Source organism: Sorangium sp. So ce1335, assembly GCF_051521615.1.
Classification (GTDB): Bacteria; Myxococcota_A; Polyangia; order Polyangiales; family Polyangiaceae; genus Sorangium.
This window is the reverse complement of record NZ_CP150363.1, coordinates 5881286-5894533: the sequence shown is the minus strand read 5'-3', so window position 1 is coordinate 5894533 and position 13248 is coordinate 5881286. Positions and strand designations below refer to the sequence as shown.

The window sequence follows — 13248 nt, the reverse complement described above, 5'->3', positions numbered from 1 at the left end:
TCTTCTGGCCCGATGAATGCGACGACAATATCGCACCTGCGCTTCTGCATCGGAGGTGAAGCAATGCCGCGCCCCGCCGTCGAGGCGTCGAGATCCCGCTGAATCGTTCTGGTGGAGCCCGTTTCCTTCGTGCCATCATCCGAGCTGTGAACGTTGAGAGGACGTCCAGCGCCGCGCCCGAGGCCGGGCATCATCTCCTGCTCGAGCTCGGGCGGGGAGGGACCGCGCAGGTCTTCCTCGCCGTGCAGAGCGGCGCGGAGGGCGTGGACAAGCTCGTCGTCCTGAAGTTTCTCCGGCCCGATCTCGCGGACAACCCCGAGCTGCGGGAGATGTTCATCAACGAGGCGCGGTTCTCCGCTCGCCTGAACCACGCGAACATCGTCCAGACGAGCGCGATCGTCCAGACGGGCAGGGGCACCGCCATCGTGCTGGAGTACCTCGAGGGCCAGCCGCTCTCGGTCGTCCGCTCGCGCGCGCGCACGAAGCTCCCGCTGGAGATGCACCTCCGGATCATCATCGACGTGCTCCGGGGCCTTCATTACGCCCACGAGCTCACCGGCTTCGACGGCGAGCCCCTCGACGTCGTGCACCGCGATGTCTCGCCGCACAACGTCTTCGTGACCTACGATGGTCAGGTCAAGCTCATCGATTTTGGCATCGCCAAGCTCATGGGCGGCGGGGCCGAGACGGCGACGGGGGTGATCAAGGGCAAGATCGGGTACATGCCGCCCGAGCAGCTCGAGGGGAACCACGTCGATCGGCGGGCGGATCTGTACGCCGTGGGGGTCATGCTCTGGGAGGCCGTGACGGGCGTGAGGATGTGGCGGGGCCTGACCGACGTCGCCATCATGAGCCGCGTGATGAACGGGGAGGTCCCGCGGCCGCGGGATGTCAACCCCGACGTGCCCGAGGATCTCGAGCGCATCATCGTCAAGACCCTTTCCTTTGCTCCGGAGGATCGCTATGTCACCGCCTCCGAGCTCGAGGCCGAGCTCGAGGCGTTCGTCGGCGGGATGACCCCGGTGACGAACCGCGACGTCGGCAGGTTCGTCTCGCGCGAGTTCGAGGATATGCGCGCGGAGACGAGGCGCATCATCGCCCATGAGATGAAGCGCCGCGCGACCATGACGCGCTCGCCGACGCAGGTCGACCTCATGCCCCCGCCGACGCTGGCCCAGTCGCTCGCGCCTGCCGGCTACACGACGACGACGGGCTCGGAGTCGGGGCGCACCGACGCGCAAGCGCCGGCGCAGGACTCGTGGTTGAAGAGGGCGTTTCGCCCGCTCCTCATCGCGGCCGTGCTGGGGATCGGCTTCGGCGTCGTCCTGGGCCTCACCACCCGTTCCTCGAGCTCCGTGGCCCCGTCCCAGAGCGCCGCTCCTGCGCCCGCTGCGCCGCAATCGCCCGTGTCCGTCGCGTCCGCTGCTGTCCCTGCGACCGGGAAGCCGGCGCCCGTGCTGCGCGAGGAGACCGCGCCGCCGTCGGGCTCCGACGCCGCGGCGGCCACCGAGCGATCCGCGAAGCAGGCCGAGCCGACGACGGAGCAAGCCGAGCCGACGACGGAGCAAGCCGAGCCGACGACGGAGCAAGCCGAGGCGCGCGCGACGCAAGCGGAGCCGCGCGCGAGGCAGGCGCCGCGGGCGAAGGCGCCGGCCCAGCGCGGGGTCGCGGCGCCTCCGGAGCCGGCGGCCAAGCCCACGGCCGCCGCGCCGGCCAGCCCGCCGGCCGCGAGCTGCGACCCGCCGTACACAATCGACGCCGAGGGGATCAAGCGCTTCAAGGTCGAGTGCATGTGAGATCGCGTGTCGACACGACCCCGGGTAGGGGGGCGATAACCGCGCTGGCCGTGGCCGTGATGAGCGGTTGCGGGACGAGCGGCGACGCCGGAGCACACGGCGGGCCGGGGACGGTGAGCGTGCCGTCCGGTGCCTCTGCGGGCTCCGGGGGAGCCGGGGGCGCTGGCGCCGGGGGATCCGGCTTCGGGGGCGCAGGTGACGGGGGCGCAGGCGCCGTGGGCGCAGGCTCCGGGGGAGCGGGGTCCGTCGGCGCAGGCTCCGGGGGCGCAGGCGCCGGGAGCGCAGGTTCTGGGGGCGCAGGCTCCGGCGGCGCAGGGGATGGGGGCGCTGGCACCGGGGGAGCGGGGGCCGGGGGCGCTGGCAGCGGGGGAGACGGGGGCGGCGGCGGTCCTGTCGAGACGGGCAGTCCACCGGTCGCGCTCGCGCTCACCGGAGACGTCCAGGGGGTCCACGACCCGTCGATCATCAGGGCGGGAGATCGGTATTACCTCTTCTCCACCGGCGCCGGGATCGCCATCCGGACCTCGGCGGACCTCGTGCGCTGGGACGTCGCCGGCGCCGTGTTCGGTGAAAGTCCGGGATGGGTCGCGAGCGCGGTGGGGGACGTCGACTCGCTCTGGGCGCCGGACATCTCGTACTGGGGTGGGCTCTATCATCTCTACTACGCGGCGTCGCGCTTCGGGACGAACCGCTCCTGCATCGGTCACGCCACCATCGGGGCCCTGGGGGCCGCGGAACACCGCTGGGTGGATCACGGCCCGGTCGTCTGCAGCGAGGGCACCGATTACAACGCCATCGATCCGAACGTCGTGATCGACGAGCGGGGCACGGCCTGGCTCGTGTTCGGGAGCTTCTGGTCCGGGCTCAAGCTCATGCAGCTGAACGCCGCGGGCGCCCCTGTCGACGGGACGCTCACCTCCGTCGCCTCACGGCCGAGCACCGCGATCGAGGCGCCGTTCATCGTGAGGCGAGGCGACCATTACTACCTGTTTGCCTCGTTCGACACCTGCTGCACCGGCGCGAGGAGCACGTACAAGATCATGGTCGGTCGGTCCCAGGCGCTCGCCGGTCCTTACGTGGACAGGCTCGGGAACCGCATGCTCGACGGCGGCGGCTCGCGCGTGCTGACCAGCAGCGCGAGGTGGCGTGGGCCCGGCAGCAACGGCTTGATCCAAGCTGGGGAATCCTGGTATCATATCTACCATTCGTACGACACCGAAGCGGACGGCATGTTTGCCCTTCGCATCGCCGAGCTGATCTGGGGGACCGACGGCTGGCCGGAGTCTGGCGGGCCGTGAGCCGGCGAACGGGGGCCCCTGCGTCGGCGTCGCGCAGGAGCCGAGGCACCTTCCCGCGCGCTCCCCTGGAGACCGAGATCCTTCGGTTGCGATCCGTTGCGACTGGTTGCGACGGCCACGTCGCACGCGATCAGGAAACGTCAATCGTGGTGAGAGGTGACATGGACATGGCAGGTCGTGGAAGGATGCTGGCCGGCCCTGCGGCCCTTCGTCCGGCGGCACGTGCGCTCGTCGCGATGGCGCCCCTGCTCCTCGGGGCGTGCTCGCTCGACGACCTCACCGATCTCCAGCAGGCGACGAGCGCCGGCGGCGGCTCGGCGACGCAGAGCTCCAGCCAGAGCAGCAGCGGCTCGGGCGGCCGCGGCGGGGCCGGGGGAGGCGGCGGCGACGCGGGCACCGGCGGCGTCGGGGGGGACGGCGGCGGCGGTGACGCGGGCGGCGGGGGCGGCGACGCGGGCGGCGGGGGTGCCGCCGGCGGCGCCGGCGGCGGCGGCGGCGCCGGCGGCGGCGATCCCGTCGTCGATCTCGAGACGGGGCTCTTCGTTCACTACACGTTCGACGAGACCGAGGGCGACATCGCGGCGGACGCCACCGGCGACATGCTGCATGACGCGATGGTCCTCGGTGGGACGTGGGTGGAGGGGCACATCGGAAACGCGCTGTCCCTCTCGGGGGACGGTGAATACGTGGAGCTCCCGCCTGGCATCTTGCAAACGCTCAACGAGATCACGGTGTCTCTCTGGGTCTCCCTCGGCCGGCAGCGGCTGTGGCAGCGGCTCTTCGATTTCGGATCAGGGGAGTCCGCGTGGATGTACCTGTGCCCCAAGGCGGCGGATCCGACGGGCATCCGCTTCTCGGTGAACTCGCCTGCCGGCGTCGAGGAGTACACAGAGGACTGGGTCTTCCCGGTCCAGGTGTGGACGCACGTCGCGGTGACGGTGGGCTTCAACCCGAGGCGCTCGTCGATTTACGTCGACGGGGTCGAGGTGGCGACGAGGGACGTGATCTACACCCGGCCTTCGGAGCTGGGGAACACGACCATGAACTTCATCGGCCGCTCCCAGTTCGCGCCCGATCCCTACCTCTTCGGGATCGTGGACGACTTCAAGATCTACGACCGAGCGCTCTCGGCCGCCGAGGTGGCGGCCCTCGCGAAGCAGTGATCGAGGGAGCCGGGCGCGATCGACGCGCCCGGAGGACCGCCGGAAGTTTGCTCGACGGGATGTCCAGGTGCGAATCTGCGGGACACGAGGAGCTCGGCGTGATGGCTGGAGAGACGGGCGTGCTGCGACAGGGTAAGCCTCTCGGGACGAGGCGCGGCGGGTGCGTTGCGCTCGCGCTGGTGGCGACGTCACTCTGGCCGATCTCGACGCTGGCGGACGAGCCGGCGGCGCCGCAAGCGGGGGCGGCCTCGGGCGTGGAGCAGTGTGTCGCGTCGCACGCCGAGGTCCAGAAGCTCCGGAAGGAGCACCGGCTCCTCGAGGCGGGCCGCGCGCTGCAGGCCTGCAAGCGGTCCGAGTGCCCGGCGCCTGTCCTCCGCGATTGCGTGGCGTGGGGCGACGAGCTCGAGAGGGCGACGCCGTCGGTCGTCTTCAACGTGACGAGCGGCGGCGAGCAGATCGCCGGAGCGAAGATCCTTGTCGACGGCCAGCCTGTGGAGCTGTCGTCGAGCGGCGCGCCCCTCAGGCTCGATCCGGGGAAGCACGCGTACCGTGTCGAGCACGGCGGGTACGAGCCGGTGGCCAAGGAGTTCATCCTGTTCGAGGGGCAGCGCTTCCAGCAGCTCAACGTCGCGCTCGAGCCGCTCGCGGTCGCGCAGGCCCCGGAGGCGCCCGCTCCCGTCATGGAGCGCTACCGTCCGGTGCCGGCGTTGACCTATGTGCTGGCGGGCGTGGGGGTCGCTGGCGCGGCGAGCTTCGCCGTGTGGGGTCTCATGGGTCGGTCCGAGAAGGACCACCTCGAAAAGACCTGCAGTCCGACGTGCGGGGACAGCGAGCTCTCCGCCGTGCGCACGAAGTACCTGATCGCCGACATCTCCCTCGGTGTGGGGGCGGCGGCGTTGGTTGGCGCCGGTCTGACGTACCTGCTCCGTCCCACGAAGGAGAGGCCGGTCGTCGTCTCCGTGGAGCCGAGCCGGACCGGGGTGTATGGTAGCGTTTCGTTCCGCGGGTTGTGAGGTGGGATCATCTCTCCGCGGAGCTCTGGAATCGTGACGAGGGTCGCCGTCGGCGGCGCGACCTGCTTCACACAACAGCACATCGAGCGCCATCGGACCGTCCCCTGATGCTCGAGGAACCGGCCTTCACTGGAGGAGCTATGAGAGAGGCATCGATCTTGTCGGGTAGTCTACGGGCTGCGCTGCTCACGGCCTTGGTGATCGGAACAGCCGCCAGCGGATGCGACTCGGGCAGCGATGACAACACCGGAGGCGGCGGCGCCGCCGCGTCGGGGAGCAGCTCATCCACGAGCAGCTCCGGAAGCACCAGCGGGAGCGCCTCTGGCACGGGCGGCAGCGGCGGTGAGGGCGGCAGCGGCGGCGCGGGCGGCGCAGGCGGCAGCGGCGGTGAGGGCGGCAGCGGCGGCGCGGGCGGCGCAGGCGGCGGCGGCGGCGCGGGCGGCAGCGGCGGTGAGGGCGGCAGCGGTGGCGCGGGCGGCAGCGGCGGCGCAGGTGGCAGCGGCGGCGCAGGTGGCAGCGGCGGCGTCGATGGTGCGGGCGGCACGGGCGGCAGCGGCGGCGCCGATGGCGCAGGCGGCAGCGGCGGCACGGGCGGCAGCGGCGGCGCGGGTGGCAGCGGGCCGGCTCCGGCGCTCGTCGTCCACTACACGTTCGACGAGGGGGCCGACCTCGTGGCCCATGACGCGTCGGGAAACGGCAATGACGCCACGCTCGTCGGGAGCGCCGGATGGACGACGACGGGGCGGACAGGCGGCGCGCTCAGCCTGCAGGGCGACGACCCTCACGTCGATCTCCCCGACGGGCTCACCGACGAGCTCGACGATGTGACCATCGCGACCTGGGTCAACCTGAGCAGCATCGACATCTGGTCGCGCATCTTCGATTTTGGCGGCAATGGATTCATGTACCTGACCCCGTTCGACGCCGACGGCGCCCTGCGTCTCTCCGTGTACTCGGAGGACGACGAGGCGATCGTGACGGTCCCGAACCCGCTGACGGTCGATACATGGAGGCACGTGGCCGTCACGATCGCGAGCGGTACGTACCAGCTATGGGTCGACGGTGTATCCGTCGCATCGGTCACGCCGGCTCCCCCGGACGACGTGACGCCGTCCCGGCTCGCGCCCACGGCGAACAACTACATCGGAAAGTCGCAGTTCCCGAATGATCGCTTGCTGAAGGGGTACATCGACGACTTCCGGATCTACGACGGCGCCCTCTCCGCCGAAGAGATCGCGGCCCTCGCCGCCCCTTGATCGCGGTCCTTGCCGCGCTGCGATCGCGACCCTTGCCGCGCCGTAGGAGAGCGGAAGCGCGAGGGCCGGTCCCGCGGGGCGGAATCCCGCCCGGGATCGGCCTCGCGGATCGCGGGTCCACGCAACGACGCCGGGGCGCAAAGGTGCAAAAATTCGGGGTGATTGTCCTGTCGGCGTCTCTGCGTCGCCGCGCCCTTGCGCTGGAATCTCGCTCCGGATTCAATGGCCGGCTTCAGCGGTCCTCCTGAACGGCCATGCACAGCACGGCTCCCCCTCCCACGGCGTCGACATCCCGTCCGGGAGCGTCGGTACGCCAGCGCACGGCGGCTGATCGAGCGCGCGCGTGGCGCGCATAGGCCGGTATGCCTATGCCGCGCGCCGGCGGCCTCGCGTATGAAGTCGTTGCAGTCACCCGGATCGGGTGATGCGCGGACGCTGTCCGTCGATCTGGGACCTTCCTTTCGCAGCGCCGAGGGGCCAGCCGCCTGAACGAGCCCACCAGGCGGCCCTGCGCCGACCGATGGGCAGAGCTCCCCACCGGGCCGGGCGTGCCTCGAGCCGTGGGATGCGCGACCAGAACACCGGACGAAACTCTCGACATTCACCGGAGAAGGGTGCCGACCCATGATGAACGAACGAACGAGTTGGCCAAGGCAGATCCTGCTTTCAGGAGCGCTCGGCATGGCCCTCTGGGGCTGCGGCAGCAGCAGCGATACCCTCGGCGCCGGCGGCGCCGGCGGCGGCTCCGGTGATGATGCAAGCGCGGGAGTGACCTCGGGCACCAGCGGCAGCACCACGCCGGCGAGCACGACAGGCTCCGCGGGCGGCAGCAGCACCAGCGGGAGCGGCACCGGGGGCGACGGCACCGGCGGGGGCACGGGCGGCGGAGGCACGGGCGGCGGCGGCACGGGCGGCGGAGGCACGGGCGGCGGCGGCACGGGCGGCGGCGGCACCGGCGGCGGGGGCACGGGCGGCGGGGGCACGGGCGGCGGCGGTACGGGCGGCGGTGCCGTCACCTGCCCGTCGCCCGCGCTGCGGGCCGGCGACACGAACCAGACGGTCACGGTGGGCGGCGCGAGCCGCAGCTACGTCTTGCATGTCCCTGCCGCGTACGACGGCAGCAAGCCGGTGCCGCTCATCCTGGACTTCCACGGCCTCGGCGGCTCTGGCCCGTCGCAACGGTCGGGATCGCCGTATCCGGCGCAGACCGACCCGGAAGGGGTGATCATGGCCTTTCCTTCCGGTCTGTCCGGCCCGTCGGGCCCCGCCTGGAACGTGGGCCCGTGCTGCGTGGCCGGCAACGACGACGTGGCCTTCGCCAGGGCGATGGTGGCCAAGATCCAGGAGACCGCCTGCATCGACCCGAAGCGCGTCTATGCCGTCGGCTTCTCCATGGGGGGCGGGATGTCCCACTACCTCGCTTGCCACGCGGCCGACGTGTTCGCGGCGGTGGCGCCCGCCGCCTTCGACCTCCTCGAGGAGAACGTCGGCGACTGCAACCCGTCGCGTCCCATCCCCGTGATCACGTTCCGCGGCACCTCGGACCCGATCGTGCCCTACGCCGGCGGCTATTCCTCGGTCGTGCCGGGCATGGCCATCACGTTCCTCGGCGCGAAGAGGGGCTTCGAGGCGTGGGCCGACATCAACGGGTGCACCGGATCGCCCTCGGCCGAGAACGGCGACGGCTGCTCGACCTACTCGGCGTGCCAGGACGGCGTGGAGGTCACCCTTTGCACGAAGCAGGGCGGTGGCCACGAGGCCGGCAACGCCAGGGTCGGCTGGCCCGCGCTGAAGCGGCACACGCTGCCGTAAGCCCACGCTTCGCCGACCTGCCTGTCGGTCACGGCGGGACGTACGGGAGAGAACGCGCCGCGAAATGCCATCACGGCGCGCCGACACGCGACGCAGCGCGCAGGTCGCGTCGTTGAAAATATATGATCCTGGCGCACCCGTGTCGTTCGTCATCGCGACTTCCGCTGTCCAGCGAGGTCGCGCGTTGACCGATGGCGCCCTGATCGTCCATACTGGCGAGCGATCCTTTGCAATTCTGCTTCTGCGCGACCTCGTCGCGCCGTGGCGGGGGTTGACTCGCTCCTCCATGAAAGTCAGCGGCACCACAATCCTGACGCGGAAGGCATTGGTGAGTCGGAGGTTCGGCTCGGAGGCGTGGCGCGGCCTCTATCGCGACGTGGCGATGACGAATCCATGGTTCCGCCAGCCGATCACCGCCAGCAGCCTGGTCCCGCTGCCCGATTTCCTGACGTTTCATGACGAGCTGGTCCGGAGGTTCTACCCGGAGGGCAAGGACGCGCTCGTCGAGCTCGGGGCCGAGTCGGCGCGCTGGGCGCTCGTCGACGGCCCGCTGAAGCGCTTCGTCCAGGATCCGGAGATCACGTCGCTTGTCGCGACCGTTCAGAACCTCTGGCACCGGTACTTCGCCGAGACGAGCAGCCGCTCCGAGGCGTCGCTGGGCGAATCGGGGGTCGAGTTTCGCGTCCGTGGCCTCCCGACCTGGCACCCGTACCTCGAGTATTTCGTGATCGGATACACGAAGGAGGTGCTGGAGATCCACTGCGCCAACCCGGTCTGGGCGCATCGCGTCACGGAGGGGCACGGGACGGCGTATGCCTATCTGCTCTCCACCGATCCTGCCCCGGCCTCTCCTCGGAGCATCGAGCACGCCGGCGCCGGGCGCGGCCGGCTCCTGCGGGCGCGCAAGGCGCTCACGGCGCGCGAGCTGGAGGTGCTGCGGCTCGTCGGGGCCGGCAAGACCAACCGCGAGATCGCCTGCGTCCTGCGCATCTCGGAGAAGACCGTCCAGCACCACGTCGCCCACGCGTACGACAAGGTCGGGGTCTACAGCCGCGCCGGCGCGACGCTGTGGCTGGCCGAGCGCGGGCTCCTCGGCTGACACGCCTCCCGCCGGGACGCCTCCCGCCAGGACGGTCGCTCGCCCCTCCCGCTGCCAGCGAAGGAGCGGTCCCGGAATACCTGACACAAGATGTCAGGATCTCCGTGCGACGCTCGCGGCCGCTGGCAAAGGAGGATCGAGTATGAGCGGAGCACTTCAGGGCAAGGTGGCGCTCGTCGCGGGCGCGACGCGCGGGGCGGGCAGGGGGATCGCTGTCGCGCTGGGCGCTGCGGGCGCGACCGTGTACGCCACGGGCCGTACGACGCGCGCGCAGCGCTCGGAGATGGATCGGCCCGAGACGATCGAGGAGACGGCGGAGCTCGTCACACGGGCCGGGGGCAGGGGGATCGCGGTGCAGGTGGACCACCTGGAGCGCGAGCAGGTGCGGGCGCTCGTCGCGCGCATCGAGCGGGAGCAGGGCCGGCTCGACGTGCTCGTCAACGACATCTGGGGGGGCGAGCACCTGTTCGCGTGGGACAGGCCGCTCTGGGAGCACTCGCTCGACGGCGGCCTGCGGCTGCTGCGGCTGGCCATCGATACGCACATCATCACGAGCCACTGCGCCCTCCCGCTGCTCATCAGGAGGCCGGGCGGCCTCGTCGTCGAGATCACGGACGGCACGGCCGAGTACAACGCAGGGCACTACCGCATCTCGTTCTTCTACGACCTCGCCAAGACCGCCGTCCTCCGCATGGCGTTCGCGCAGGCCGAGGAGCTGCGCGCCCACGGCGGCACGGCCGTCGCGCTGACGCCGGGCTGGATGCGCTCGGAGATCATGCTGGAGCACTACGGGGTCACCGAGGAGCGGTGGCGCGACGCGCTCGCGAAGCAGCCCCACTTCGCGATCTCCGAGACCCCCGCGTACGTCGGCCGCGCGGTGGCGGCGCTCGCGGCCGACCCCGAGGTGGCCCGCTGGTCCGGGCAGTCCCTGTCGAGCGGCCAGCTCGCGAAGGCCTACGGCTTCACCGATCTGGACGGGTCCCGGCCGGACGCCTGGCGATACCTCGTCGAGGTGCAGGACGCGGGCAAGCCCGCGGATGTGACAGGCTATCGCTAGCGCAACAAGCGGGTTGAGCCCGCCTGAAACGAGCAGAAGTTCGAACCGCCAAAACGCCAAGACATGGTGTTCTTCTTGGCGTCTTGGCGGTTCATCTCTCGCTCGCTCAACGTGAGCGTTGTTCTAGGCGCCGCCCGGGAGCGCGCTCTCCTGCGCCGCCTGGACGACCTCGGCCGCGGCCTCGTGGCCGAGGAGCACCACCCGACCCTCCGCCCCGTCCACGAGGATCTCCTGGCCGTCCCGGATGCGCTGGGTCGCCCCGGTGGCGCCCAGCACCGCGGGGATGCCCACCTCGCGCGCCACGATGGCCGCGTGGGAGACGGCGCCGCCGGTGTCCGTCACGACGCCCGCGGCGAGCGTGAAGAGCGGCGTCCAGGCGGGGTTCGTGTAGCGGCAGACGAGGATCTCCCCCGGCTTCAGCCTGTCGAACTCTCCCTCGTCCCGCACGAGGCGCGCCCTGCCGCGGACCACCCCGGACGACGCCCCGGTGCCGCGCAGCTCGTTGCCCGAGCCGCCCGCCGCGCCCGCCCGGAACGCCCGCTGCTGCCACCTGCCGTTGACCACCCCGTACGTCGCGCGCCGGCGTCGCACGAGCCGCTGCACCTCGTCGAGCGGCGGCGCTCCCCCGCGGATCCAGGCCCGGATCTCGGCCTCCGTCAGGTACACGATGTCGTCGGGGCCCGGCAGGTGCCCGCGCTCGTGCAGGCGGCGCGCGAGCTCGGCCACGATCGCCTGGAGCGCCGTGAACGGGCGCACCAGATCGAAGTGCGAGCGCTCCCGGAACAGGATCGCGCTCCGCAGCCGCTCGAGCGTGCGGCGGAACGCGTCGGGCAGCCCCGGCACGAAGCGAAGCTTCCGGGTGACCTCCTCGAGCGCCGCCCGATACCGCTTCATCCCGGCCTCCTCGGACGGCGGCTCGGCGGCGTCGAGCAGGCCGCGGAGGAGCCCCCACATCGGCGCGGGATCCTGCCGCCACGTCGGCGCCGAGAGGTAGAAGCCCTTGCTCTCGCGGTGCCCGTGCTCGTCGAGGAAGGCGTCGACCTCGGCGAGGTAGGCCCGGCCGGCGTCCGAGGCGCGGAGATCCTCCGGGCGCCCGTCGCGGATCGCGCGGGTCACCTCCGGCCCGGCGCTCGCCGCCCTGCGCGCGAGGTGGAAGAGCGCGACGTTGACGTCGGACGTCCGCGTGCGAAGCCCCGAGACGAGATCGCCCATGATCGCGTCGGCCCGCTTCGGCCCCACGGCGACGGTCACCGGGATCCGCAGCGCGACCGCGGCGAGCTGGCTGGCGCTCCGCTCGAAGCGCTCGCCGAGGACGTCGGTCGTCGTCTCCACGATCCGGTCGGCGCGGCGGAGGAGCGCGGCGTCGTCCATCGCGCGGAGATCGACCGGCGCGCACGCCTCCTGGATCCGCGGGAACGCCTCGCGCTCCCACCACACCATCGCGTCGTCGCGAAGGCTCGCCGCGACCTTCTGCGGCAGCGCGAGCAGCCGGAGGGTGGGGCGCATCGGCGGCAGGAGGAAGAGCTCACGCCACACCTGGTCGAGCAGCGCGCGCTCGTCGGCCTCGTCGACGTGGAGCCCGAGGAAGCGCACCGCGCGGACGAGCGCAGGGATGGGCATCCGGAAGCCCCATTGATCGATCGGCAGCGGGGCCACGGGGAAGCGATCCTTGTCGTTCGACTCGAGCATCCTCCGCTGCAGGAACGTGAGCTCCGGGAGCGGCGGGAGGGGCTCGATCTCGGCCGCGCCGAGCGTGGTGATGGGGCGCGACTGGAGGAGGTGGATGGTGCCCCCCGCGACCGCGAACTCCACGTCCTGCGGGCAGCCGAAGTGGGCCTCCAGGCGGAGCCCGATCCGGCCCAGATCGAGCACGACGTCGTCGCTCGGCGCCGGGCGGTCGGCCTCCCGGCGGTCGCGGTCCTCGATCGCGAGGTCGCTCGCCCCGGCGCCCGCGGCGCCGTTCGGCCCGTCGGCGCGGGGCTCCGAGGGGCCGGCGAACGGCGGGCGCCGCAGGCGGTACGCATCGCCGGTCGTGTGCCCGGAGACGACGGCCTCGCCGAGGCCCGGCGCGACCTCGAGGAGCATGCGATCGGCGCGCTGGGCCACCGGGTCGACCGTGAACAGGACCCCGGCGAAATCGGCCGGCACCATGCGCTGCACGACGACGGCGATGTTGACCCCGAGGTGGTCGACGCCGCGCGCCTGGCGGTAGCGGAGGGCCCGCGGGCTCCAGAGGGACGCCCAGCACCGCCGCAGCGCGACGAGGAGCGCGTCTTCCCCCACCACGTCGAGGTACGTCTCGTGCTGGCCCGCGAACGAGGCGTCGGCGAGGTCCTCCGCCGTCGCCGACGATCGAACCGCGACCGGCGGGGCGCCGAGCTCGCGGTAGGCGTCGCGGATCGCGCTCTCGATCTCCGGCAGCAGCGCGCCGCCCTCGAAGAGCGCCGCCACCTGCGAGGCCGCGGCGTCCCAGCCGTTCGAGGCGAGGTGCGCCGACAGCCGCACGGCGAGCCCCCACGCGCGGGCCTGCTCTGCGTAGGCCTCGGTGCTCACGACGAACCCGGGCGGCACGGGGAGCCCGAGCCGGACCAGCTCACCGAGGTTCGCGCCCTTGCCGCCCGCCGTGGAGAGATCGGCCCGGGACAGCTCGCTCAGGCGATGGACAAGCATCCAGCGTCTCCTTTGCTCAAGTTGGCTCAAGAAAGAGGGTTTCTCCGCGCGCCGCGCCCGCGTGGCTCACGAACCGCGCCGCCG

9 protein-coding genes are annotated in these 13248 nt (G+C 71.9%); 8 read left to right on the top strand and 1 reads right to left on the bottom strand.

Translation table 11 applies throughout. The features are described 5' to 3' along the window. The first annotated feature begins 146 nt into the window (after positions 1 to 146). The 8 genes from WMF24_RS21765 (at position 147) to WMF24_RS21730 (ending at position 10494) form a co-directional block, all read left to right on the top strand. Positions 147 to 1796: a serine/threonine protein kinase gene (locus WMF24_RS21765; RefSeq protein ID WP_437738349.1), complete on the top strand. Its 1650-nt coding sequence runs from the start codon at positions 147 to 149 to the stop codon at positions 1794 to 1796. 215 nt (positions 1797 to 2011) lie between these two features. Further along, complete coding sequence (locus tag WMF24_RS21760; protein ID WP_437738348.1) at positions 2012 to 3094, top strand: arabinan endo-1,5-alpha-L-arabinosidase; 1083 nt, start codon at positions 2012 to 2014, stop codon at positions 3092 to 3094. A 167-nt stretch (positions 3095 to 3261) separates the two neighbouring features. Beyond that, positions 3262 to 4257 (top strand): LamG domain-containing protein, encoded by a 996-nt coding sequence (locus WMF24_RS21755; RefSeq protein WP_437738347.1) that lies wholly within the window; start codon positions 3262 to 3264, stop codon positions 4255 to 4257. A 179-nt stretch (positions 4258 to 4436) separates the two neighbouring features. Continuing rightward, positions 4437 to 5270, top strand: coding sequence for a hypothetical protein (locus WMF24_RS21750; RefSeq protein WP_437738346.1), 834 nt, complete (start codon positions 4437 to 4439; stop codon positions 5268 to 5270). A 197-nt stretch (positions 5271 to 5467) separates the two neighbouring features. Further along, a complete protein-coding gene (locus WMF24_RS21745; protein WP_437738834.1) occupies positions 5468 to 6526 on the top strand; it encodes a LamG domain-containing protein in 1059 nt (352 codons plus the stop codon). A gap of 681 nt (positions 6527 to 7207) precedes the next feature. Beyond that, on the top strand, positions 7208 to 8338 hold the full coding sequence (locus WMF24_RS21740) for an alpha/beta hydrolase family esterase (RefSeq protein ID WP_437738345.1): 1131 nt from the start codon (positions 7208 to 7210) through the stop codon (positions 8336 to 8338). 328 nt (positions 8339 to 8666) lie between these two features. Then, positions 8667 to 9437 (top strand): response regulator transcription factor, encoded by a 771-nt coding sequence (locus WMF24_RS21735; protein WP_437738344.1) that lies wholly within the window; start codon positions 8667 to 8669, stop codon positions 9435 to 9437. 142 nt (positions 9438 to 9579) lie between these two features. Next, positions 9580 to 10494 (top strand): SDR family oxidoreductase, encoded by a 915-nt coding sequence (locus tag WMF24_RS21730; protein ID WP_437738343.1) that lies wholly within the window; start codon positions 9580 to 9582, stop codon positions 10492 to 10494. Between the two features lie 123 nt (positions 10495 to 10617). Here WMF24_RS21730 and WMF24_RS21725 read toward each other — a convergent pair whose 3' ends face one another. After that, positions 10618 to 13164, bottom strand: coding sequence for a PEP/pyruvate-binding domain-containing protein (locus WMF24_RS21725; RefSeq protein WP_437738342.1), 2547 nt, complete (start codon positions 13162 to 13164; stop codon positions 10618 to 10620). Positions 13165 to 13248 lie beyond the last annotated feature (84 nt).

Excerpts from the sequence above, each read along its gene's own strand:
- WMF24_RS21755 (WP_437738347.1), top strand. The coding sequence starts at position 3,262 with ATGGCAGGTCGTGGAAGGATGCTGGCCGGCCCTGCGGCCCTTCGTCCG.
- WMF24_RS21740 (WP_437738345.1), top strand. The coding sequence starts at position 7,208 with ATGGCCCTCTGGGGCTGCGGCAGCAGCAGCGATACCCTCGGCGCCGGC.
- WMF24_RS21730 (WP_437738343.1), top strand. The coding sequence starts at position 9,580 with ATGAGCGGAGCACTTCAGGGCAAGGTGGCGCTCGTCGCGGGCGCGACG.
- WMF24_RS21725 (WP_437738342.1), bottom strand. The coding sequence starts at position 13,164 with ATGCTTGTCCATCGCCTGAGCGAGCTGTCCCGGGCCGATCTCTCCACG.